A 23140-nucleotide genomic window follows, 5' to 3' on the forward strand; every position below is an offset into this window, starting at 1 on the left:
TCTCGAATATGATTTGTTTAGGAGCAGCCGTCCGCGCTGCAGCTTAATCCGTCAGTCCAGCGTTCCAGCCGCTCCCGCTTGGCTAATTCCGTGTCAATGAGCTCCAAGAATTGATCTTTGAAAAGAAGCCATTTGGCGACAGTATCGCCGATGACAAAGGTTGGGGCAGCTGTTATGTTGGCTTCCTGATAAGCGTGTTGAAGCGCTTGGCGGTGATGCTCTTGATAAGTCCGCTGTTCCAAAGCAGAGCGGAAGCTTGCACCATCAAGGCCCAGCTCCTCGGCCAGCTGCGTCAAAACGTCGATATCGCCGATGTCCAAGCTGTCTTGGAAAAAAGCGGTGTACATCCGCGAATTGTAAGCTTTGCCTTTGCCGTGTTCTTTGGCGAATTGAAAGCCTTCAAAGGCCAAATGGGTGTAGGGCTGGGGAGAGAAGGGCATATAGTCAATGATGACATCGCGTTCGGCAGCCGCTTGCTCTAATTGGGCTTCAGCCAAGAGACAGAAAGGACAAACATAATCAGAGTACACTTTGATCGTTAATGCCATGTTGAGGGTTCCTTTCACGGGGTATTGTGCGCTGCTCTCTGCGCTCTTTCAGGAATAGGATGAACCTATCTTTCACACGAATGCCCTGCTCCAGAACGATCGAAGTGAGGACGCCAACAATGAGTCCATTATTCAAAATAGGCTTAATGACATCAGGCGTATGAGCCAGGCTGCCAGCAGGAATAAACATACTGCCTACGCCAGCGAAGAGGGAGACACCGATAATGAGCAATTTCTTTTCTTCTTTAAGAATGGTCTCGTACTCTCGAAGCCCTGCGGTTAACAAGTGGGTAAAGGAATAAAAAATAACAGCAAAAGCAACGGGAACGGGTATAGAGGCCAAAGCGACTGTAAAGAAAGGGAAAAAGCTTGTGCCGATAATAACCAAGCAGCCTAGGATGAAAGGCAGTCGTTTGGTCATTTGTGTGGAAGCAATGAATCCCGCAGTGTGCGAATTGGACACACAACCCACGGTGGAGAAAAGACCGGATAACAGCTGGTTAATCCCCATGACAAGACCAGCACGCCGGTACACATTCTGCGCTGCTCTTCCAGCAGCTTTTTCGACGATGACGATGGCGGCGATCATATTGATGAGCAGCGGAAGGACGATGACAAGGGTCGTGAGAAGGATGCCTGAGTTATAGGTCGGCAGTCCCCAAGCGAACCAGGTTGGCAGTGTGAAGATTTGCATTTGCACAGGGGAAGCCGGTATTAAATCCAGCAATCGAAAGGCAATGTAGCCAAAAATGACCCCCAGCAAGACCGAAAAATGACGGAAAAAGGCAATCTGTAGACGTCCGCAAATAAAGGTAAAGAGGAGTGTCGCGATAGCTGGAATGGCAATTTGCGCATGAATATAGGAGTCCGAGTAGCCCACGCCCAAAATGCCTTTCACAATCGAAGAGCTGAATTGGAAGATGAGCAAGAGCAGATAAGTGCCTGTGACGACAGGTGTAAAAAGCTTCTTCACATGTCCAATGATACGGAAGGCGCTTAACAACAGCATGATGATCCCGCTGATCAGCAATCCCATCTCCATTTGCCGCAAAAGCGTAAAGGAAGCAGGCCCTTCCGTAACGCTGCTGGCTAACAAAATAAATACGCCCCACCACACGCCGGCAGGTCCTTCCAAGATGGGCAGTTTATGCCCGAATACAACTTGCAATAAGGAAGATATGCCGATGACAGTCAAGGTTCGCTGGAGAAGTCCGACCGTTTCGGGGCCTGATAAATGGAAGGCGGCGGCGACCACAATCGGTGCGACCAAACCGCCGGTTAAGATAAAGAAAGCCCACTGGACGGAAGCGAGTGCAAGGCGAATACCCGCTTTTCCGCGCTTCAGCCGACTAGTGCTCATAGGGCTGCAATCAAGTCATGTACAAGGTAATTGAGCGATTTGACGCCATCTTCATCGGTGAAAATGCCGTTATCATCAATTTGATTCGGATCAGCAGCGAATTGGCCAGGCAGCACAGTCGCAGATACCCCACGCAAAACGAGTCGCAAGTTATTTAGCGCATTAATGCCATTCTTGCCTCCGCCGGAAGCTGCTGCGATCGCCACAGGCTTGTTGTTGAAATGCTCGGAATTTAAGAAATCCAGCGCATTTTTAAGCGCACCGCTAATGCCGCTGTGGTATTCAGGTGTCACGATGAAGAAGCCGCCTGCTTCGGCTGCCAGCTGTCGCAGCTGTTGAACGGAAGGCAGCTGACTTTGGGCGGGGTCGCCATTGAAAATAGGCAGCTCATGCAAATGCAGGTCGATAAGCTGCGCATGTCCGCGTTGATCTCTGAGCAGTCTGTACACAACATTGGTTACAGCTCTGCTTCTTGAACTTGCTCGGGGGCTGCCACTGATAAAAAGAACCGTTTTACTCATGTTTGCTCACTCCATTTTTTGTATTTTGTTGAGAGAGGGAGGATGCGTCCCCAGCTATTTCTTATCATTCGTATAGGTTTCATAAGGATTATAAGTGAAGCCCCCTTTTGACTTCCAATATCAAATTCCATATAGGATTTATAGGGCACGGACTATACGTTGACAAAACCGTTTCCAATCATTAAGATGCCGTTACGAAACAGTATCCATCAATTAAATAGGGAAAGAGGGCTGTATATGACCAATATTTATGAAAGAATCACACATCAATATGTGAAAGGAGAGCGGATTTCTCCTTATTTGCAAAAGGAAGGTATTTATTATGAACGTTGGAGCGCACATCGCACTCCGGCATTTGTGCAGGAGAAGATCGCTTTTAGTGAGGAAGAGAAGGAGAAGTTATTAGCTGTGTATGAGGATGACGTTATTCGATTTGCCGAACAAAAAGGCTATACGAATTGGGATATTGCTGTGCTCTCCGTGGATACACCGGATATGCTCCAGAAGTTTGGAAGCCTGCACTATCATAGGGAAGACGAAGTCCGCGTGGTCGTTGGAGGCAAAGGTGTTTTTATTATCAAAAGCCAACAGGGTGACGGTTACTTTGAGTTGGAAGTGTCCATTGGGGATGTTGTTGTCGTACCGCAGCAGCGCTATCATGCATTCAAGCTAGCGGATGATCGCAAGTTTGCCGTAATTCGTTTGTTCACGGGCGAAGCAGGTTCCGTCACGTATCCAGCGGAGGATTTGTCATTTCATGTCAAATGATGACACTTCGATAGTCTGAGGATGATATAAACGATATTTGAACTGGTATTGGACGTGTTTTTAAAAGGCGTGGTACATTTGCAATAGTAAGTCGAGTAAATTTATATGAATACTTTGTTAAAGAAATATTTTGGTTTTTGAGAGAAGGAGGGAACTAAAAGAGCATCGTTAGTTGCCATCGGATAAGAGAAAGAGAAGGAGAGGAGTCCACCTGTATGTGCCGTATTTTTGGTTATCTTGGTTACGATTTTGTAGATGCAAAGCGGTTAAAAGCAGTATCTGATCTTCAATTCAAAGGCGGGCCTGATCAACAGTCTGTCTTATCGGAACGAAATTGGGCGATCGGCAATAATCGATTATCCATCGTTGGACTGGATGGAGGCGGCCAGCCGTATGTAGGCGGAGAGCATATCCGGATCGTATTTAACGGTGAAATTTATAACCATCATGTCCTTAGACAAAAGCTGGAGTTGAAGGGCTACAGCTTTGCTGATACGTGCGACGGCTCGATATTGCCGGCCTTATATGCGGAATACGGAACTGAGTTTGTCCGCTATTTGGATGGCATGTTCGCTATCGCCATTATTGATCTGCGCGAGACGGTAACATTAACGCTTGTCACGGACCCATCGGGAATGAAATCCCTTTATTATTATTGGGATGAGCTGAAGCAGTCCCTTTACTTCTCCTCCGAGCTTCCTTCTTTATTGGCTTTCGAACGCATTCCTAAGCAGCTTTGGCTATCTGGTGTTGATTTCTATTTAACAACGAAAGTTATCTTCGGGGAGCGGACGATGTTTGACGGTGTATATGCACTGCCACCTGCCTCGCTGCTGCATGCGCGTCTTGGAGAGCGCCCCCGGCTGCAGCGCTGGTCTACATATGTAACTTCCGATATACCAACGACGAATTTTGAAGAAACGGCTGCTCACCTGCGAAAGCAATTGGGAGAAGAGGTTAACTTTCTGCTGCTGGCGGATGTTCCTGTTAGCACAGTGAACAGCGGCGGGCTGGATTCCAGTTTGATTACAGCTTTGGCGAGCAGCAGCACGGAAGGCATTCATTCGTTTAATCTTTCTTATGTAGGTGATTGGCCGCTTGACGAGAAGGCTTATGCTCGAGAAGTTGCGCAGCGTTTCGGTACGACACACCATGAAGTGCTTATGGATCCGAGGAATTTCCAGCAGCTGCTGCCATCCGTTGTTGCCCACTTGGGGCAGCCGAACGCAGATCCGATTACACTCAGCAGTTATGCGCTTTTTGAGGCTATTCACCAAGCTGGCTTTAAAGTAACGATTTCCGGTGACGGCGCGGATGAAATGTTCGGCGGCTATGATCGTTTTGCGGAAGCCGTGCATACGTTAGGTGATTGGGTAAAGCCATACATTGGCTCGCTGGGGGTTGCCGACGCGCAGCAGCGCTGGGAGCTGTATAGCGACGATTACCGCAGCTTTGTACAGGAAAATGGGTCCATCGAAGACCATATTGAACACAGCCTCAGACAATCGAATCGTGGCCGATTGGATACGATCTTATCGTTTGAACGCGAATACCGGCTTCCTTCGTATCATCTGCGTCGGGTTGACCATCTAAGCATGGCGCATTCTGTGGAGGTCAGGGTTCCCTATTGCCAACCACGCATTCTCGATTTGGCGAATCGTCTGCCGGATAGCTGGAGAGTAGAAGGTGGCCGGGTGAAAAAGCTGCTCTACCACACTTCAGAAGGCCTTCTGCCAGCCTCTATTTTAACGCGCAAAAAACAACCCTTCACACTGCCGATTGATGCCATGATGCGCAAAGGACTGCCATTGTTCGCTGCCATCGAGCAAGCCTTAGACCGAGAAACAATCCGCAGGCAAAACGTATTTGATCCAAAAGCCATAGATAAGCTTCTCCAGCGGCAAGCGACGACGCCGAATGGCAAAACCGCATTGACCTTATGGTCCTTAGCCATCTTCCAGCTTTGGCTGGACCAATTCCAGGTTTCAATTTCGTCGTCTAAGCAATATCAATTTGAGGGGTGATGCACATGTTGACCTATTTGGCCCATGCAGAAGGCAGCGTATCTTCTTCCATCATTATCGATGGTTCCGAACTTGGTACGAATCCGATAGATGTCATTCCTGTGCTGCATCGGATTCATACTGATTTGGATGACAGTCAGCATCCGCATGGCTTGATTTCGAAGTTCGTCGTCATTCGACCTTCCACTCATCCGATGTATGATTTGAGCTACTGGTTTTTTCAGCTCGTTCCTGGCAATCCGGTTTCCTTTGACTATGAAGGAAGCTGCGGCCACTCGATTCTGGCAGCTATCCAAGTGGCTATGAAGTGGGGCTGGGTAGCTAGTGCAAGCCCTGGACTGCGGGTGCGCGTCTATATCGAAAATGTAGGAGACAGTCTCGTGTGCGAGGTTGATCATGCTGTTCGAGCGGGGATGACTTGCACCGCTCATTTTATCGAAAATCAAGGTACAAGCCTAGGCAGCTTGCTTCCTTCAGGCCAAGTGAGGAATGATTTGCAGACTTCTTTTGGTGAAATCGAAGTTTCCATTGTCTCGTCAGGGAATTCCTATGTTTTCGTGCATGCGGAGTCATTAGGTATCTACTCAGAGGAGGCGCTTTTCGAAGCGGGAGCGGATCTGCTTGCCCGGCTTCAGGAAATTCGCCAAGCGGCTGCGTTGAAGCTGGGATGGAAGCCTGATGGGGTTTTTCCCAAAATCGCAGCGGTTGCGAGCTACCAACCAGGCAGCTTATCGTTTAGAGCCATTTCAGTTCCTTCGTGGCATCCAACGATTGCCTTGACGGGTGCAGCCTGCGTGGGAGCCGCAGCTTCTATGAAAGGTTCTGTCGTATATGGAATCGTCCAAGCATCCAAGTCCTCCACGTACCGGCTTAATGTGAGAACCAAAGGGGGAAATACGATTATTTCCACTTCCACGACGGGCCCGGAGCTCGATGATTATTTGCTGTACAACAGCATTTCGGATAAAAACGTTCGATTAATCGGATCACTGCCATTAAAGAAAGGGGCGGCGCGTGAATGGGAGCTGCAGTCCAAAGTGTTCGCCTAGAATTAGCTGCGTTGCTTGAACAATTGGAACAATATGCGAGTGCGGCTGATGAGCACGGGGCGCCGCAGAAGGAGGCGCTTGCCGCACTGCGCCGATCGGGATTGCTAGGGAGCCTTGTTCCTAGCGAATATGGCGGCTTAGGCCAAAACGCTTTGTTCGCCAGTCGTTTCATAGAAGCGATTGCCGGTGTCGATCCGTCGATTGCAATCATTGCTTTTCAGCATTTATCTGTGGTTTCGCGGATTCTTGAATGGGGCAGTGCTGCACAGTGTCAGCAGTATTTGCCTAAACTAGCCGATGGCAGATGGCTTGCTGCGTCTGCTTGGTCGGAGACAGGGGCAGGAGCGAATAAGCAAAACCTATCAACCAAAGCCGTACAATTGGATGATGGGCAATGGTTGATCGAAGGAACCAAGTCATTCACGACAGGTGCGGGCTTAGCGGATTTATATTTGGTGCTCGTGCAAACAGGGACGAATGATGAACAATCCACGTATGGCAATTCTAGCCAGACCTTTTTCCTCATTGAGACGACACAAGGCATTACTGCTGATGCGGATACGAATTTGGCAGGCATGCGCGGATCATCGACCGGATTTATCCATTTGAATAAATGTCTTGTCTCATCCGAGCAGTTTATAGGCTCCCTTGGCGGCGCACCTACAGTAATTAATGGCATTCGCAGCTGCGGGTTGACGCTTGGCGCGGTTTCCCTCGGTATTAGCGAAGCCGCGTATGAGTTGGCCTTGGAGCATGTTCGCAGCAAAGGATTAAAGAACAGCCCGCTGCTGCAGTCCGCTCTTTCTGAGCTGCATTTATCGCTGGAAGCGGTTAGAGCTCTGGTTGATAAAGTTGCGTCCAAAGAAGGCGGCGAGCAGTTGGCCAAAATTGCGTATCAATCCAAAATTTTTGCTTCCGAGGCCAGTGAGAAAATATGCCGGGAGGCTCAGCAAATTATCGGTGGATCGAGTTATGTACGTGGTCGCAAGTTGGAAAGACTGCTGCGCGATGCGCGCGCCGTTTCGCTGATGGGGCCTGTGAACCGGCTAGCGAAGGAAATTATCGGAAAAGAGCTGGTATCATGAGCGGTTTATACGATCTCGTCATTTATAATGGTCGTCTTGTGTACAAGGATGCTGTCAGAGACGGAGGCATCGCCGTTCAGGATGGGAAAATAGCACTTGTTTTCGAAGCTTCGCAGCGCCCTCAAGGCAAGCAGGAATTGGATGCAGGCGGCAAATATGTCCTCCCAGGTCTCATCGACTCTCATGTGCATTTCCGTACCCCCGGGTATGAACACAAAGAGAACTGGGAATCCGCAAGCAAGGCGGCGGTCGCCGGAGGCATTACGACGGTGTTGGATATGCCTAACACAGATCCCTATACAGACACCATTGAACGAATCCGGCAAAAAGACAAGCTTATCCAAGGCCACTCATTGGTTGACTACGGTTTTCACATCGGCGTTGTGCCTGGCAAATTACATCCTTTGGATGGGCTTCAGCAGGAACATGCGGCAAGCATCAAATTGTTTCTAACCGGCCATCGCACAGCCCGGAATGTGATTGATCTTGATGCGGATCTTGAAACCATCTTCCGCATGCAGCGTCAAATCCCATTGACGCTGCATGCGGAAGATGATGCTGTCCTTCATCTGTATCGCCGGGTGCACCGAACACCAAACGATCTGGCTTCCTATGAGCTGATAGCCCCGCGAAGCGGCGCGATTGCAGCCGTGTCCCGGGTACTTCGCCTCGTACGCAAGTATGGTACCTCGATCCATGTCCTCCATGTCTCTTCGGAGGAAGAAGTGGATCTTCTGGAAACGGCTGCCCGTGCCGGTTATCCTGTGACCTTCGAGACGACGGCGCACCAATTGTGGTTTGATTTGGAAAGCGCTGCGGCTTTAGGGACTAAGACCAAGCTCAGTCCGGCCATTCGTGGAAAACGGGATCGGGCAAGGCTGTGGGATGCTGTCAGAAGCGGCGCGCTGACCTCCGTTGGGAGCGATCATGCACCGCATTCACTGAAAGAAAAAGCAGCGGACTTCGGCGAGGCTCCGCCAGGGCTGCCAGGCGTGCAAGAACTGCTGCCCGTGCTGCTGACAGGACTTGGGCGCCATCTTCCTGAGCTGAGTCGGGATGAGCAGCTTAGCAAGGTGGTAAGCCTGCTGGCGGATGGTCCGGCTAATCGGTTCCGTTTGAATCATTTGAAGGGAAGTTTACGCCCTGGACTGGATGCAGACATTGTCATAGTGGACGATGAACAAGTCTGGGAGGTTGGTGCTAAGGATTTATATTCGTTTTGCGGATGGTCGCCTTACGAGGGTTTGCCTTTAACGGGTGTTCCGCTGGTCACCATTCGAAGAGGTCAAATCGTGTTTGATCGAGGACAATTCGGTAAATTCGATGGCCGTTCACTGAGTTATGCGCCAGCCCCGTTCGCAACCTTTGAACAAGTGTCGGGAAGCCCTTTTCACTGAGATCGTTGAACTTGGAACAGGTGAAATTGTGAGTGATAACGAGTAGTTAATTGAACTTGAGCAATTAAAAATAGAGGAGGAATGGCCATGACAACAGCCGTTAAACCGCTGCAAGCTGGTGCGGTTATCAAAGTTTCGGAGCTAGTCTGGGAGGATCGCGGAACCTATCAGCTCGCCAAACCTGTTACAGAGGATCAAGGTGCCGTTCACGTTACAGGTTTAGTAGTTCGGCTGCTGCCCGGCGGTACATGGGCAAGCTGCGAAAAAGGCGCGGCGCAAGAAATTGTAGCGATTATTCATAGCGGTTCAGGAAGCGCACGTGTAGGAGCGGAAACGCAACAAGTGTCAGCAGCTTCTACCTTGTACGCACCTTCGGGCATTGATTATGCCGTATATGCGGACAAGGGAGAGACAGTAACGCTCTATATTTGGCAGAGTCCGCTGCCTGTAGGCGCTGCGAGAGCATCTCATCCCCGTTTGTTTAATCATTTGTATAACGAAGAAACGCAGCTGAAAGCTTACAAAGGGAACGATCCTTCGCAAAATGTCACAAACCCGGCGAATATGAACTTCCTCTTCTGGCCAGGAACGGGCAGTGCGCAGCTATCGCTGCATTGCGGCATTCAAGAGCCCGGGCAGAGCTTCGCTGTGCACCAGCATCCGTCCTCCAGCGAGTTGTTTATCGGCATCGAAGGAGCGGGCGAAGTTTATTTGAACGGAGAATGGAAAGCGTTCGAAGCCGGCGATCTCATCTACGTGCCGCAGGGAATCTTCCATGGTACCCGCAATTTGTACACAGGCGAAGGCGCGAAACGTTTTGTAACGTCCGGTGGACCGGTACCTTTTGATGAGAGTTTCTATCGATTTGCGGGATTATCGTCTGAGGTAAGGAATCCGGGTGCTCGGTGATTAAGCTGCTGCAACCTTTAAGTCCTAATAAATACGTGCAATTCGCTTAGCAGCGGCAGACATATACCGAAGTCATGGCTGAGACCGTCATTTAACGCGCAATGTTCATTGTTTCGCCATGCCTGTTGGCAGGCAAAACTAAAACCGAAAATTAGGAATCGAAAGTAGCAAAGCAAGACGCACAGATTGTTACGTACAGCTGTAAAAGTCTGCGAGTCGTGAAACGCTGCTGAAACCTCGAAGTACTAGACAAGCTGCTTTCGTGGTCGAAGGTGCTACCGCTCGCTTGCCGAGTATTTAAACAACAATAGCTATAGTTTATGACAGCCCTCAACATGACAGCATGGTGGGGGCTGTTTGACGCTTACACAATTAGAGTACTACAACGCTCGAACTTATTAGATCAGGAACAATCAATAACCGACAAGCAAGTCATGCGCTAATAGTGGTGGAATATCTCGTTATGAAGAAGACTTACGTTTCCCTCCTTGTGGATTTTTAAAGAATGCCTTGATAATTGATAACTTTTTTAATGTTTTTATTATGGATATTCGTCTTGATTTGATAGGTACTTACTTTGGATTTTGTTTTGATATCGTTACTTTCTTTTGGTTCAAGTGCACTTTTTCTCAATCAAATATTGCCTTTTTAATTTGTATTCCTTAAGGGAGCACCAACACTTTGACCGTTTATACGCTTAGCATTAGCGAGTCTAAATGCCACCGTCCGCTCTCATCTGACCTGTTCCTCAAACACTCTCAAGGTCTTGAATACTGAAAATATGTTAAGTTCAATTTCTACTGACAATCTTAGTTTCTCGTATTTGAGATTTATTTATTTCTAGAAGAGATCTTACAACCAATAATAAATGTAAGAATGGAAACGGAAATGCTCCCGAGAAGATAATATTCTTTAAAAATAAAGTAAGTGAAAATTTCAGACAAAAATATATAAGAGTTATCAATTTGATCAGTTTGTTCCCAAAAGTAAGAAAATGTTAGCGGAATTACTTTTTCGAAGATAATATTGATCAATATAAGATAGAGACCTAACTTATATATATTTTCATAATCATTTTTCCTGCTATTTAATTTCCATGCTATTAATCCAAATGGAACTATTGATACTAAAAATCCAATATAGAGCCCCGAAGAAACTTTATTATGATCTGGTTGCCCCCAAAACAAAAGATAAGAATAAAAGCCAAATAGAAAAACAAAAAAATATAATGATAGATAAACAAGTGAAATCTTCGCCAATAAGTTAATACGCTCCATGAAATCCTCCTATTTAAAAAAATGATAGAAAGATAAGGATAGGCATTTGCCTACCCTTATCTTTCCGAAATACAATAAACTATTTTGCATTTTCTAATTTCCAAGAGAGACCTTGTGGAACCGAGTCACTTGTTTGAATTTCCACGCTAAATATCTCAGAGTCTTCAAGATACTTAGCGATTTCAGATATTTTATCTTCACCTGAAATTTCAACAATACCAGCAAAGTTAAAGTTTTCAATGTTATCTTTTTTTATATCTTTAAAAACTTGTTCTGAAGTATCTTTTGTCCCGATTGTTATTATCTTCTCATCCTTATAACCCCTTCCAATAACTTCTTGGACATTAATTTTTTCAGTAAATTTTGAGAGCCTTTCTGCTCCAATCGGTTTTTTTAGAGTAATGATATACTTTGCACGAGCATCATTACTATTTTTATTTAAACTCAAGCTTTTTAGTTTCTCGTGTGCAGCGGTTTTAAAATTTTCTAAATCTTGCTTTGTTTTAATTCCATTATATTTTTCATTTATTTTAGATGTTGATATGGTTTGATTATTTGTTTCAGATTGTGAAGTGGTTTGATCTGAAGAGGTAGCGGCTGGGCTAAATAATCCACCGTAATAAGCGCCGCCTAGATACTCAGCAGAACCATAACCAGTATTATAATCACCGCCTGGAAATAAAGGTGCAATGCTATAGCTAGCATAAGCAACATTAGCAGGATTAACATTTGTATTTATAACATTCCAGCTAGTATTAACATTATAAAAAGTATTTGCTTGAATACTCCATTGATCTCTGGAAACGACCTCTAGTTCATCATTTTTACTGTCACTATTATCGTCTTCGTAATCGTATTTCGGGTCTGGAAGATCTGTCCAAATGTAATAACCACTATAACCAGCTTTTGATGAATCTCTGACATCAAAGGTTGGATAATAACTAATATAGCGCATCATTTCGGTTTTTTGAGTTTGGCTCCAATAAAAATTTAGATTTGCTCTAACGATGGGGTAAGTAAAATATCGCCAGTAAACACTATATTACCATTAATTCCACAATATGTATGTATATCAAATTTACCATTTATAGGATGAAACACTATAGAATACTAATGCTAATTGTAGGAAAATAGCGATTACTGATAACCTTTGTCGAACATATTGATATCAGGATGAAATTTGTTTATGAATTAAGTATATGAGTATATTCCCATTTTAATAGATTGAGATGGTGCGATTATGTATACACCTATACCAATATAGCAATAATTATTGGGTTTCTTTTAGTAGGAAACTGAACAGAAATGTCAGGCTTTTTAGCGATTTAGAGTATGATCATTTGGTTATTGTAGAAACAAATCCCTTGATAACTTCCTTTTGTGAACAACCATTACGAATCCATCAGCAAATGAATGAAGGAATTGTAGAAACGATCTTTGACATGTGGACATTGGATCGTGATGGAATAGAGACCTTTGTTGAAGTTAAGTATGCTCAAGAGCTCGATCCGCGAAATCCAAAATCCTTTCGTCAAGGGCAAGGTTAAAGAAGGTTAAAGACAAAGACTGACATAAGATCAATGTCATCTACAAGCCAAAGTAGAAGTAGAAGGGAAGTAGAAGTAGAAGTAGAAGTAGAAGTAGAAGTAGAAGTACAGGCACAAACACAAATATAAGAACAAAAAGGAGTTAGGTAGCTTTGGCTACCTAAACTCCTTCGCTATGATTTATACCTATACAAGCGCGTTGAATCACAGAATTCCTTCCGAAAGATGGAGGTATCAGCGAATTTAGCGACTGACTGTATTAGCTATAAACCTGCAATTATGCATAATCGCAGGCATTTCCTCTTTTTCATACGATTTCGTTGAAAAAACTGCATTTTTGCAGGTTTTCCACTCCATGAACGGTTCGCCTAACTCGGGGAAAGCCGTGGATCCCCAACTATGGGAATTCAGTCATACCTGTGAGACTACTCAGCCCCACAAACTATATTCAATCCCCCAACCGATGTCTAGTCACGGTGCCCAAGTCACTAAGGCGGGATCGACCGCTTTTAAATAGGAGGTTTGGATGAATTCCTTTAAGTCAGGTGTGGCTTTGATTTTTTCGTTTTTCAGCAGAAAGGTCGAGATGCTTGTTAAGGAATCAACAACTTGAGGTGTAATGTTCAGAGCATATTTGTTTAGCAGGAAGATACTTTTGATCGTTTCGATATCGGTTTCTAATGTCTTGCTAACGAAAGCTGCGGATTCGTCGGGATTGGATTTGATGAAGCTCGCCGCTTTGCGTAAAGCGCGGAGTGCGGCTTTGGTCGTTTCCGGGTTTTTGTCCAAGAAGTCTTTATGGCCGACGAGCAGGGAGTAGGAAGCGAATAAGGCTTGAGGTCCTTCAGCCCCGGGGACGTACGATTGTGTGGCGGTTAGCAGTTGAAAGCCGCCTGCTTCTTTGACGCCTTTAGCTGCAATTGGCTGCCAAATGACGAAGGCGTCGACATCTTTTTTCTGAAATGCAGGTAAAATTTCGGTCGGGCCAACTTTAAAAGATTGGATAGTGCCCAGATCAAGTCCGTATTTTTCAACAATTTTGAGGAAAAAGGCTTCTGAGGCAGTTCCTGAAACATAGGCGACTTTTTTTCCTTTTAAGTCTTCTGGTTTTTTGATTTTATCCGGATTGACGACAAGGGTCTGAACGCCGGATATATCGGAATGCTGTGCTATTGCTTGGAGAGGCAAACCTGAAGCTTTGGCAATTAGCGGGGGGATATCCCCTGTGGAACCCAATTGAATGCTTTTGGAAGCGATGGCCGAAACGACATCAGGCCCGGCCGCGAACAGTTTGATATCAACGGTTAAGCCTTCTTGTTGAAAAAATCCTTGCTCTTTGGCAATAATCAGGAGCGGAGAAAGCTGCGGATCGCGTCCGGAACCGATGGTGAGGGAAGTCGTTTCCAGCTTGGCGGCTGCCGACGGAGTGCTTGTGACAGCGGCCGCAGCCGGTTTATCTGAGGATTGAGCTGCAGAAGTTTGTGCGGCGGCTGGCGAAGCTGCAGGGGCTGACGCTTGCTGGGTTTGCCCGCATGCTGTCGCCAATAAAGCGATCAGCAAGAAGAGTGTGATGGTTAGAGTGCGAGTGGACTTAACGTTGAATACATGCATAAGGAATATGGCCTCCAGAATGAAATCGTTATTTCCAACGAATCAGATAAGTTCCTAAAGCGATCAGCAAACGGTTGATAGCTAAGCCCACAAGACCAATGGCAATCATACCGACAAATACTTGGTCTGTTTTGTATAAGGCTCTGCCCTCTTGAATGAGAAAGCCAAGTCCGGCATTAGCGGCGATAAGCTCTGAGCCAACAAGGCAAATAAAAGCCATGGAAATGCCGGACCGCATGCCGATGACAATGTTCGGAATGGCAGCACGCAACGTAACGAAGTAGAAAATATGGAAGCGACTGGCTCCCAGGGATTGCGCCGCTTTGATGTGCAAAGCTTCGGTTTGGCTGACACCGCCAATGACATTCAGCAGGAGCGGGAAGAAAGCGCCATAAACGATAATGAAGATTTTGGACATTTCACCGATGCCAAACCACAAAATAGCTAAAGGAATCATGGCAATGGGGGGGATCGGGCGAATGAGCTCGATGAGCGGATTGAGGGCATTTCGTAGAAATTCCCAAGTGCCCAAAGCAACACCAAGCGGAAGCGCGAGAATGAATGCAAGGAGAAAGCCAAGCAGTACACGTTGAAGACTCGCTTGTATATGTGTAATCAGTGATCCGTTGCGCAGCATGTTTGCTGCTGTGTCGGCAACTTCCAGAGGACTGGGAAGAAGGGCAGCCGGAAGCCACTTTAGCCAAGTGATGGCAAGCCAGATCGCGAGTACAACAACGATGCCTATGGAGCCCACCAGTGCTTTTCCGCCGTAAGTGAGCAAGGGGGATTTGGTAATTTTATCGATATGAGGCAAGGACGGGTTCCAAGATTTGGTTGCTGGGCTTGCTTTCTCCATGCGCAGGCGGCTCCTCTCTGAGTACAGAACGGATCAACTTCTGATAGCGGAAAAGACGATCATCATTCCGATCCCGGATGTGCGGCAAATCCAAAGTAAGGTCAAGGGCGACGCGGCCAGGTCTGGGCAAAAGGACAAGAATGCGATCAGCCAAATATACGGCCTCTGAGATGCTGTGTGTGATGAATAAACACGTGATTCCGCTTTTTCTTTTAATCTCCAGCAGCTCGCTCTGCATGGTTTCTCGGGTTTGTTCATCCAGTGCGGCAAAGGGTTCGTCCATCAGCAGGATGGAAGGCTCATTCGCTAGAGCTCGTGCCAGGCTGGCCCGTTGTTTCATCCCCCCGGATAAACGGTTCGGGTAATACGAGGCGAAGTTTTCCAGTCCTACCAAGCGCAAGCAGCGCTCTGTTAAAGAGGAGCGTTTGGCTTTAGGCAAACCGTTCATTTTGGGGCCTAACGCAACATTCTGCTCGACGGTAAACCAAGGGAATAAGGCATAATCCTGAAAAACAACACCCCGCTCCTTCCCAGGTTTGGTGATCCGTTGACCTTGCAGCGTGATCGTACCTTCATAGGTTTGGAAGCCGGCGATGCAGTTCAACAAGGTTGTTTTGCCGCACCCGCTTGGACCAAGCAAACAGATGAATTCTCCTTCATTGACTTGAAGGTTTAGTGGATTTAGTACGTGATGAAGCTGGCCTGGCAGCGGGCCGGGGTAGGTCACGCTCACATCTTTCAATTCCATGAATGCCTCTTCATAGGGCATTTGATCACCTCCTCCAACGATAAAACCAATAATTCCGCTGAGAATTATATGTATTGGTTTTTATTGTATCAGCCGTCCATTTTTGTATCCAATATGAAAATAGCTATGGATCTCATTGTTCAAATCCAATAAAGGGCACGTTAGCTGCGCGCTTGCAGGATCTGGATGACTTCGATAACACCAATTGATTAAGCGATATTTCAATGCTAAGCTGAATCCTTTACAATGTGATTAATTATGCATAAGGGGGCCGCTATGCCATTTTACCAACATATCCTTTCGCTGCATTGGTTTCGCAATCAACGCATTCGGTATAAAATCATTGTCATCTATTTTCCGCTTATTTTTGTCCCTCTGTTTGTATTGGGGTTCGTGTCCAATCATGTCTATACCGGTGCAATTGTCAAAAAGACGATAAAAAACGTCTCCGACAATTCCTCGTTAATTATTACGCGAATCACAGGCATGTTGACGAACGTGGAGAGCTGCGCCAATATGCTGACGATAAATCTCAACAAGGTCATTGTCGAGGACCCGCAAACACAGGGGGCTCCGGAAACAAGCTTGCAAATGTATACGCAAATTACGAACCAATTGAGCTTTGCCTTGCTCGTATTCCCGGATGTGCAGTCAGCTGCGTTCATTGATACGAGCAATCGTGTCTTTGGTTCAAACCTGCTGCTGGAGCGGAATCTGGAGCTTGTCCGCAGCAGTGAGATGTTGAAGCAGATTGACGGCTCCAGCGGCAACAATATTTGGTTCCCTATGCAGCGTCGCGACTATTTGACGCACGACTCGGAGGAAACCGTCATGACGCTGGGCAAGCGGATTGTCAATATTTATACGGGGCAGAAGCTTGGCATTCTCGTATTGAACATTAAGGAAAGCTCGCTGTCGGCGATTTATCAGAAAATCGGCTCTATCCAGGATGGCAGCTATTTTATTGTCAACGATACCGGGGTTGTTGTTTCTTCGCAGCAGCCGCAGGATGTGCTTCAAGAAGTCGCTGATCCGGCTATGAAGGAGTGGATCACGTCCGGCACGCATACGTCGGATCTGACTTCTTTCCAACATGAGAAAACGCTCGTTGTCAGCTCTGATGTTCCAAGCTTTGGTTGGAAGCTCATTTCGATGGCACCGCTGGAGTCGTTAACCGCGGATACGCGTAAGATTACACTGCTAATTGTGCTGATTGGCTTGGTTTGCTTATTTTTTGCCTTGCTGGGTGCTGGCATGCTTTCGCAATTAATCGCCAAGCCGATTATGGGGCTGACCAAGCATATGAAGAAAGTTAAGGAAGGCACATTGGATCATGAATTTCAGATTGATTCGGAAGATGAAATCGGACTATTGGCCTCGGGTTTCAATGCGATGATTCGGCGAATTCAAGAGCTGCTGACGAACATTAATTTTGAGCAAAAGAAGAAGCGGGAATATGAGCTTGCGCTCATTCAGGCGCAGATCAAGCCGCATTTTCTGTATAATACGCTGGACGTTATTTATACGTTATCCGAGATGGGTCGCGCCAGAGATGTGCAGCGAACGACCAAAGCGTTAGCTGACTTTTATCGGGTTGCCCTGAGCAAAGGGCGAGAAACGATTACGCTGGAGGAAGAGGTCCATAATGTGAAGGATTACTTATCCATTCAGCGTATCCGTTATTCCGATGTGTTTACATTTGAGTTCGACATGCACAATGAAGTGCTGGCGGGTCTTATTCCGAAATTAACCATTCAGCCGCTGGTTGAAAATGCGATTTATCATGGTCTGAAGACGAAGGGGAGTCTTGGACTGCTGAAAGTAACGGGAGAAATCGTCGAAGGGAAAATTCGGATCATCGTTAGTGATGATGGGGTCGGAATGCCGCCTGAACGGCTTGAAGCGCTGGTGTCCAAGCCGGAAACAGAGCAGGAAGCGGTCGGTTATGGGCTGCGCAATGTCAAGGATCGCATCCAGCTCTATTTTGGCGAAGAGTATGGGCTGCAAATTGAAAGTCAATTGGGGCAGGGAACCAAAGTGACCTTATGGCTCCCTTTTCAAAGTGAGGAAGGATAAGACATGCAGAAAATATTAATTGTGGACGATGAATCTATTTTTCGAGAATACTTGCGTACGGCCTTGGATTGGGAAGCTTATGGTTTTGAAATTTGCGCAGAAGCCAAAAATGGCCTTGAGGCGCTGGAGCAGGTCGAGATACATCAACCGGATATTGCTCTCGTGGACATCACGATGCCCTTTATGGACGGGCTCAGTTTGACGGAGCAGCTCAAAGAACGCTATCCCGTGACGAGTGTCGTGCTGATTACAGGTCATAACGAATTTGATTACGCACGCAAAGCGCTCAAATTAGGTGTAGAGGATTACATTCTGAAGCCATTTTCCAAAGATGAGCTTACGCTGACACTTCTCAAGCTGCAAAAGGAGCATCAGCGGGTGCAGGAAGAGAAATCTACACTGAAGGAAAACCAACAGCTCATGAAAGAGAGTTTTCTGAATCATTTGCTGAGCAGTGAATACAATCATTCCGATGAGGAAACACGTCAAAAGCTGGGACAATTCGGCGAATCCTTCGATTCCTCCTGCTTTGTCGTGGCCTGTATCGAGATTGATAATTTGGACCTCAAATGGAATAAAGTGAGTGAACGATTGCTCTGGAAATATGCGGTAACGAACATTCTCAATGAAGCATTGGAGGAAACGGAAAATCATTTAATCTTCAATGGACCAGAGGGGCGCATTATTTGCTTGGTGGAGCATCAAGGGAAGGGTGGCTTGGAAACACCGGCGTTGGGCGGATACGAGAAATTATGTTTCCTCATCAAGAAATATTTGAAATTTACGATTACGGTTGGTGTCGGTCGAAGTCAGTCCGGCTATAAAGGGATTCGTTCCTCCTATTTGGAGGCGCTTGAGGCGCTGCAAAACAAATTCGTGCTGGGACATGATCGGGTTATTGCCTATGGGTCAGGTGCGCTGGAGAGCGGTGGACAGGCGTTTTATCCGACTGAGGTGAACGAGGATTTACTCGTGCAATTACGCATGCAAAATGAGGAAAAGGTTGAAGCTAAGCTGGAAGAAATCTTTCAATCCATTCGTGAGCAGCGGCTGTCTCTGGAGTATACGTATGTCATCAGCATGGGCTTGATTTCGGTCTGCTTGTCTTATGTGACAGAAACGGGACATCCGATCGAGGACTGCTTTGGCGAAGCTTTTTTCCCATACAGTCAAATTAAGCGGTTGGCATCTATTGAAGCCACATCCGAGTGGATTAAGCAGTTGTTTCGTCAAGCCATTGTCTACACCGGCAAGCATCGGAAGACACGCTCATCGAAGATTGCCCAATCCGCCAAGGAGTATATTGAACTGCATTATGGCGACACTGAGCTGCAACTGGATCAAATTGCCCAGCAGGTATTTATTAATCCCAGCTATCTTCGGGCTGTCTTTAAGAAGGAAATCGGGATGACCGTAACGGATTATGTCACGCATGTCCGCATGCATAAAGCGAAGGATCTGCTCGGAAAAGGGAACATGCGCCTAGCGGATATCGCGGAACTAATTGGCTTTAGTGATCCTAGCTATTTCAGTAAAAGCTTTAAGAAGTTTTTTGGCTACTCTCCTAGTGAGTATGAAAATAATCGCTTGTAATGGCTATTCGCAAATGTGCGGATTTTACAAGAAGCCCGCAGTTATTCCATTATCACAAGGCTCATTTCCTTCTATACTGGGGTTGTAAAGAAGACAAATGCACATCATGCCTGGGAGGTCAACCAAATGAAAAAAATGGCAGTCACGCTTGTAAGCTTACTTGCTGCTACGAGTCTTGCCGCTTGCGGTTCCACGAATACAGCCAAAGAAGGAAGCGCCACAACGACGCCGGCGACTACGGCAGCAGCAACATCAGCAGCTGTGAAATCGGACGCCAAGCCGGTTAAGCTTAGAATTTATGCGCAGTATGCGGATGAAGATACGAAAACACCTTATGACTACGCTGTGGCGGAATTAAAGAAGGAAATGCCAAATGTAGAGCTGGAGCTTGATATTCAAGCGCAAGATGACGGTCAGAAGCTGAAAACCTATGCAGCTACAGGCAATTTGCCGGACATTTTCCAAGCAGGGCTGGACATTATTGATACATTTAAAAAATCGAACAATATTTTGGTTTTGGATGACTACGTAACGAAATTCGGTTTCAAGGATAAAATGCAGCCAAGTGCCATGAATACACTGATTACAGATGATGGACACTCGTATGCTTTCCCTTATGCTGGCAATGAAGTAGCGCTTCTTTACTACAACAAGGAATTGTTTGAGAAAAATGGCGTGAAAGTGCCAACAACCTACGATGAAATGATGGCAGCGGTCCAAACGTTCAATGGCAAAGGCATTACACCGTTATCTATTTTTGCCAAAGAAAAATGGCCGTGCGTAGCCCTTTATGACATGTTCGTTTCACGTGCAGAACCTGCAGGCGTGACGAAGCTGGATAAAGGTCTTGCCAAAGCAGAGGACGCAGCATACAAAACAGCTGCTGACAAAATCATTGAGCTCGTTAAAGCAGGGATGCTGCCTAAAGGCGCAACGAACTTGAACTACGATCAAGCGGCAGCGCTTTATCATGAAGGCAAAGCAGCTATGTTCATTAACGGACAATGGGAAATTGAAGCAGCAACCAAAGCGCTTGGAGATAAAGCCGGCTACATGTACCTTCCGGCTGCAGATGCAGCTGCCTACGAAAAAGGCAAAACAGCGTTCAGCGGCAGCGGCGGACCTGGCGGCTATGCCGTATCTGCCAACACCAAGGACAAAGAGCTTGCAGCCAAAGTCGCATCCTTCATTTCTTTGAAATACGCAGAGTACAAATACACGAACCGCGGCAACCCGATCGTAGCAACAAAAGTGGATAAGCCTATCGTGAAGCAATTCCCGCCGATGATGGAGCAGCTTTCCAAAGATATTCCGAAAATGACAAGCACGACGGCATTCTCATGGGGATTGTCCAATCCAAAATTCAAAGCAGCATTGGAAGATGCTACACAGAACCTGTTGACGGGTAATTACACGTCGGATCAATTCGTGAAAGATTTGAATAAAGCAGCTGTTACCGCGAAATAAACAAGGTTTCTATGGACAAGGAAACTCACACTGGAACGCAAGACCGGTGTGAGTTTTCTACTAAAAAAGGGAAGTGATGACATGCGCAAATTCATGGGAAATAAGGCAGCTATCATGATCTTCACACTGCCTGCACTCCTTTTGTATACAGTAATTGTGTTTTATCCGATCTTACAAACGTTTTATCGCAGCACATTCGAATGGGATGGACTAAGCGAAGGCACTTTTATTTATCTGGACAATTATATCCGCTTGTTTCAAGACAACATTTTCTATACTTCGCTTTATAATGGTCTTGTGTTTGCAGGTATCCTGGCCGTCGTTCAGATCGGAATCGGCAGCGTGCTTGCTTTTGCCGTGGCCGAAGGATTCAGAGGAAGCAAGTTTCTGCGTATTAGCTACTTTATTCCTGTGGTTCTTTCGATTACGGTTGTGTGTCAGCTTTGGCTGGCGATGTATAACAGTGAATACGGCTTGTTCAATAAATTGTTCGAGGCGCTTGGGATCTCCTACCGCCAAGATTGGTTGACAAGCAGCAAAACCGCGATTTTTGCCATTGCTTTCGTCAATGCCTGGCAGTACATGGGTTATCAATTCGCGCTCCTATTGGCAGCTGTGAAATCAGTTCCCGAGCAATATTTGGAAGCTGCGCGGATTGATGGCGCATCCAAGTGGCGAGCGCATTGGTCGATTACGATTCCGATGTTGGCTGAAACGTACAAATTTTGCTTAGTGCTGGCGATTACGGGTGGACTTAATGCTTTCGCAAACATGTTCATTATGACGGGCGGAGGCCCGGGGAATTCTACCTACACCTTGACGTACTTGATGTATCGCTCCGCTTTCCGCGTCGGTGAGTTCGGGTATGGCAGTGCTGCGGCAGCTTTCCTTGTGATTGAGTGCTTGATTGTAACATTGGCTATTAACCGTTTGATCGCTAGAGAACGAATTACCTTTTAAGGAGGATGACAGATGAACGGAATACTCAAATTGCGTAAAAAGAATCCGCTCCTGGGCATCTTCTTATGGGTGTATGCAGGGTTGTCGGTATATCCGCTGCTATGGATGGTCTTTTATTCGCTGAAAAATAACAATGAAATCTTCGTTACGAATCCATTTGGTCTCCCGACGCATCTGCGTTTCGAGAACTATGTGGATGCATGGTCCAGATTCAATGTCCCGGTATACTTCAGCAACAGCTTGCTGGTTGCCGCCGCTACTGTCGTAGGAACGATTGCCCTTGCGGTAACTTTCTCTTACGCAGTTGCGAGAATGCAATGGCGTCTGAAAGAAGCAGCCAGAATTTACGTTGTTATCGGGATGTTCATTCCCGTACAGGTTATTATGATTCCGCTAGCCATTCTCGTGCGTGACTTCCACTTGGCCAACACGTATTGGGCGCTCATTATTCCCTATATTGCCTTTAATATTTCCTTTTCGAGCATGGTTTTCTATGGTTTCTTCCGCAGCATTCCGGTTGAGCTCGAAGAATCAGCTTGTATGGACGGGGCAAGCATTTACCGGACTTTTTATGCCATTATTTTGCCTATTATTAAGCCGGCGATTGCGACAATGGTTATCTTCGTGTTCTTGTCAGCGTGGAACGAGTTCACCATGGCGCTGATCCTAATTACCAAAGAGTCGCTGAAAACACTGCCGCTTGGGCTGTTGTTCTTCCAAGGCCAGTTCACAACGAACTGGGGAGCCATGGGCGCGGCAATGACGATTGCCAGTGTGCCGACAGTACTTGTCTATGTGCTGTTCAGCGAGCAAGTCGAAAAAGCGTTAACCGTAGGATCAGCAGTAAAAGGCTGAGGTTTATTCTTGCTGTAAGCGCAGCGAAAGCAGAGAAGTGCAGAAGTGCAGAAGCACAGCGAAAGCAGAGAAGTACAGGAGCACAACGAAAGCAGAGAAGTACAGAAGCTCAGCGAAAGCAACGAAATGCAGAAGCGCAGAAGGAGCACAACGAAAGCAGAGAAGTACAGGAGCACAACGAAAGCAACGAAATGGGCTGGGCGCGCAAGGGGTGTCCTTAAGTAGGCAAGTTGATTAAGATCAGCCTCCTTGTGAACAAGCCCATCGTGCCCAATTGGCTAAATTCCTGCAAATATGCATCCTTTTTGGTCATGGAAGGGCCCGAATCAATAAATTCCTGCGATTATGCAGGCTTTTGAGGCTTTTTCTCAATAGCTTTGCATTGAAGCTTACATGTGCGAACTAGGCCCCATCCCTATCTCGAAGCAAATAGATCCAGAACCTAAAAGAGGTTGAATTGGATACTTTGCCTTGACTTCGATTATTAAA

19 protein-coding genes are annotated in these 23140 nt (G+C 46.5%); 11 read left to right on the top strand and 8 right to left on the bottom strand.

What is annotated here, in order from left to right; translation table 11 throughout:
- Positions 1-17: 17 nt before the first annotated feature.
- The 3 genes from HQN90_RS33700 to HQN90_RS33710 are packed head-to-tail and all read right to left on the bottom strand — an operon-like array spanning position 18 to position 2429.
- Complete coding sequence (locus HQN90_RS33700; RefSeq protein ID WP_173227239.1) at positions 18-548, bottom strand: DsbA family oxidoreductase; 531 nt, start codon at positions 546-548, stop codon at positions 18-20.
- Positions 520-1908 (bottom strand): purine/pyrimidine permease, encoded by a 1389-nt coding sequence (locus HQN90_RS33705; RefSeq protein ID WP_173227241.1) that lies wholly within the window; start codon positions 1906-1908, stop codon positions 520-522. The genes HQN90_RS33700 and HQN90_RS33705 overlap by 29 nt, the downstream gene beginning before the upstream one ends.
- The gene (locus HQN90_RS33710) at positions 1905-2429 is read right to left on the bottom strand and encodes an NADPH-dependent FMN reductase (RefSeq protein WP_173227243.1); all 525 of its coding nucleotides are present in this window, start codon (positions 2427-2429) and stop codon (positions 1905-1907) included. Before HQN90_RS33710 ends, HQN90_RS33705 begins: the two co-directional genes overlap by 4 nt.
- A 237-nt stretch (positions 2430-2666) precedes the next feature.
- Here HQN90_RS33710 and HQN90_RS33715 point away from each other — a divergent pair, with 237 nt between their 5' ends.
- From HQN90_RS33715 to HQN90_RS33740, 6 genes are all read left to right on the top strand, one after another.
- A complete protein-coding gene (locus tag HQN90_RS33715; RefSeq protein WP_173227245.1) occupies positions 2667-3197 on the top strand; it encodes a cupin domain-containing protein in 531 nt (176 codons plus the stop codon).
- A 215-nt stretch (positions 3198-3412) separates the two neighbouring features.
- Entirely contained in the window at positions 3413-5221 is a 1809-nt protein-coding gene (gene asnB / locus HQN90_RS33720; RefSeq protein WP_173227247.1) for an asparagine synthase (glutamine-hydrolyzing), read from the top strand.
- A 5-nt stretch (positions 5222-5226) separates the two neighbouring features.
- Positions 5227-6270: a PrpF domain-containing protein gene (locus HQN90_RS33725; RefSeq protein WP_173227249.1), complete on the top strand. Its 1044-nt coding sequence runs from the start codon at positions 5227-5229 to the stop codon at positions 6268-6270.
- Entirely contained in the window at positions 6240-7355 is a 1116-nt protein-coding gene (locus HQN90_RS33730) for an acyl-CoA dehydrogenase family protein (RefSeq protein WP_173227251.1), read from the top strand. The genes HQN90_RS33725 and HQN90_RS33730 overlap by 31 nt, the downstream gene beginning before the upstream one ends.
- Positions 7352-8752 (top strand): dihydroorotase, encoded by a 1401-nt coding sequence (locus tag HQN90_RS33735; RefSeq protein ID WP_173227253.1) that lies wholly within the window; start codon positions 7352-7354, stop codon positions 8750-8752. The genes HQN90_RS33730 and HQN90_RS33735 overlap by 4 nt, the downstream gene beginning before the upstream one ends.
- Before the next feature lie 87 nt (positions 8753-8839).
- Entirely contained in the window at positions 8840-9661 is an 822-nt protein-coding gene (locus tag HQN90_RS33740) for a cupin domain-containing protein (protein WP_173227255.1), read from the top strand.
- Between the two features lie 830 nt (positions 9662-10491).
- Here HQN90_RS33740 and HQN90_RS33745 read toward each other — a convergent pair.
- From HQN90_RS33745 to HQN90_RS33765, 5 genes are all read right to left on the bottom strand, one after another.
- On the bottom strand, positions 10492-10938 hold the full coding sequence (locus HQN90_RS33745; protein WP_173227257.1) for a hypothetical protein: 447 nt from the start codon (positions 10936-10938) through the stop codon (positions 10492-10494).
- A gap of 79 nt (positions 10939-11017) precedes the next feature.
- The gene (locus tag HQN90_RS33750) at positions 11018-11896 is read right to left on the bottom strand and encodes a hypothetical protein (protein WP_173227259.1); all 879 of its coding nucleotides are present in this window, start codon (positions 11894-11896) and stop codon (positions 11018-11020) included.
- A gap of 1060 nt (positions 11897-12956) precedes the next feature.
- On the bottom strand, positions 12957-14096 hold the full coding sequence (locus tag HQN90_RS33755) for an ABC transporter substrate-binding protein (RefSeq protein WP_173227261.1): 1140 nt from the start codon (positions 14094-14096) through the stop codon (positions 12957-12959).
- Positions 14097-14124: 28 nt separating this feature from the next.
- On the bottom strand, positions 14125-14952 hold the full coding sequence (locus HQN90_RS33760; RefSeq protein WP_173227263.1) for an ABC transporter permease: 828 nt from the start codon (positions 14950-14952) through the stop codon (positions 14125-14127).
- Entirely contained in the window at positions 14894-15721 is an 828-nt protein-coding gene (locus HQN90_RS33765; protein ID WP_173227265.1) for an ABC transporter ATP-binding protein, read from the bottom strand. The genes HQN90_RS33760 and HQN90_RS33765 overlap by 59 nt, the downstream gene beginning before the upstream one ends.
- Positions 15722-15976: 255 nt before the next feature.
- Here HQN90_RS33765 and HQN90_RS33770 point away from each other — a divergent pair, with 255 nt between their 5' ends.
- The 5 genes from HQN90_RS33770 (at position 15977) to HQN90_RS33790 (ending at position 22651) form a co-directional block, all read left to right on the top strand.
- On the top strand, positions 15977-17776 hold the full coding sequence (locus HQN90_RS33770) for a sensor histidine kinase (RefSeq protein WP_173227267.1): 1800 nt from the start codon (positions 15977-15979) through the stop codon (positions 17774-17776).
- Between the two features lie 3 nt (positions 17777-17779).
- Positions 17780-19369: a response regulator gene (locus HQN90_RS33775; RefSeq protein WP_173227269.1), complete on the top strand. Its 1590-nt coding sequence runs from the start codon at positions 17780-17782 to the stop codon at positions 19367-19369.
- A gap of 126 nt (positions 19370-19495) precedes the next feature.
- Positions 19496-20836, top strand: coding sequence for an ABC transporter substrate-binding protein (locus tag HQN90_RS33780; protein WP_173227271.1), 1341 nt, complete (start codon positions 19496-19498; stop codon positions 20834-20836).
- A gap of 81 nt (positions 20837-20917) precedes the next feature.
- Positions 20918-21796 (top strand): carbohydrate ABC transporter permease, encoded by an 879-nt coding sequence (locus tag HQN90_RS33785; protein ID WP_173227273.1) that lies wholly within the window; start codon positions 20918-20920, stop codon positions 21794-21796.
- A 12-nt stretch (positions 21797-21808) separates the two neighbouring features.
- The gene (locus HQN90_RS33790) at positions 21809-22651 is read left to right on the top strand and encodes a carbohydrate ABC transporter permease (protein ID WP_079412001.1); all 843 of its coding nucleotides are present in this window, start codon (positions 21809-21811) and stop codon (positions 22649-22651) included.
- The last annotated feature ends 489 nt before the right edge of the window (positions 22652-23140 follow it).

This window comes from Paenibacillus alba, from assembly GCF_013204855.1.
Classification (GTDB): Bacteria; Bacillota; Bacilli; order Paenibacillales; family NBRC-103111; genus Paenibacillus_E; species Paenibacillus_E alba.

Excerpts from the sequence above, each read along its gene's own strand:
- HQN90_RS33760 (WP_173227263.1), bottom strand. The coding sequence starts at position 14,952 with ATGGAGAAAGCAAGCCCAGCAACCAAATCTTGGAACCCGTCCTTGCCT.
- HQN90_RS33740 (WP_173227255.1), top strand. The coding sequence starts at position 8,840 with ATGACAACAGCCGTTAAACCGCTGCAAGCTGGTGCGGTTATCAAAGTT.
- HQN90_RS33700 (WP_173227239.1), bottom strand. The coding sequence starts at position 548 with ATGGCATTAACGATCAAAGTGTACTCTGATTATGTTTGTCCTTTCTGT.
- asnB (WP_173227247.1), top strand. The coding sequence starts at position 3,413 with ATGTGCCGTATTTTTGGTTATCTTGGTTACGATTTTGTAGATGCAAAG.
- HQN90_RS33730 (WP_173227251.1), top strand. The coding sequence starts at position 6,240 with ATGGGAGCTGCAGTCCAAAGTGTTCGCCTAGAATTAGCTGCGTTGCTT.
- HQN90_RS33780 (WP_173227271.1), top strand. The coding sequence starts at position 19,496 with ATGAAAAAAATGGCAGTCACGCTTGTAAGCTTACTTGCTGCTACGAGT.
- HQN90_RS33775 (WP_173227269.1), top strand. The coding sequence starts at position 17,780 with ATGCAGAAAATATTAATTGTGGACGATGAATCTATTTTTCGAGAATAC.
- HQN90_RS33770 (WP_173227267.1), top strand. The coding sequence starts at position 15,977 with ATGCCATTTTACCAACATATCCTTTCGCTGCATTGGTTTCGCAATCAA.
- HQN90_RS33710 (WP_173227243.1), bottom strand. The coding sequence starts at position 2,429 with ATGAGTAAAACGGTTCTTTTTATCAGTGGCAGCCCCCGAGCAAGTTCA.
- HQN90_RS33705 (WP_173227241.1), bottom strand. The coding sequence starts at position 1,908 with ATGAGCACTAGTCGGCTGAAGCGCGGAAAAGCGGGTATTCGCCTTGCA.
- HQN90_RS33755 (WP_173227261.1), bottom strand. The coding sequence starts at position 14,096 with ATGCATGTATTCAACGTTAAGTCCACTCGCACTCTAACCATCACACTC.
- HQN90_RS33785 (WP_173227273.1), top strand. The coding sequence starts at position 20,918 with ATGCGCAAATTCATGGGAAATAAGGCAGCTATCATGATCTTCACACTG.
- HQN90_RS33745 (WP_173227257.1), bottom strand. The coding sequence starts at position 10,938 with ATGGAGCGTATTAACTTATTGGCGAAGATTTCACTTGTTTATCTATCA.
- HQN90_RS33765 (WP_173227265.1), bottom strand. The coding sequence starts at position 15,721 with ATGCCCTATGAAGAGGCATTCATGGAATTGAAAGATGTGAGCGTGACC.
- HQN90_RS33725 (WP_173227249.1), top strand. The coding sequence starts at position 5,227 with ATGTTGACCTATTTGGCCCATGCAGAAGGCAGCGTATCTTCTTCCATC.
- HQN90_RS33790 (WP_079412001.1), top strand. The coding sequence starts at position 21,809 with ATGAACGGAATACTCAAATTGCGTAAAAAGAATCCGCTCCTGGGCATC.
- HQN90_RS33715 (WP_173227245.1), top strand. The coding sequence starts at position 2,667 with ATGACCAATATTTATGAAAGAATCACACATCAATATGTGAAAGGAGAG.
- HQN90_RS33735 (WP_173227253.1), top strand. The coding sequence starts at position 7,352 with ATGAGCGGTTTATACGATCTCGTCATTTATAATGGTCGTCTTGTGTAC.
- HQN90_RS33750 (WP_173227259.1), bottom strand. The coding sequence starts at position 11,896 with ATGATGCGCTATATTAGTTATTATCCAACCTTTGATGTCAGAGATTCA.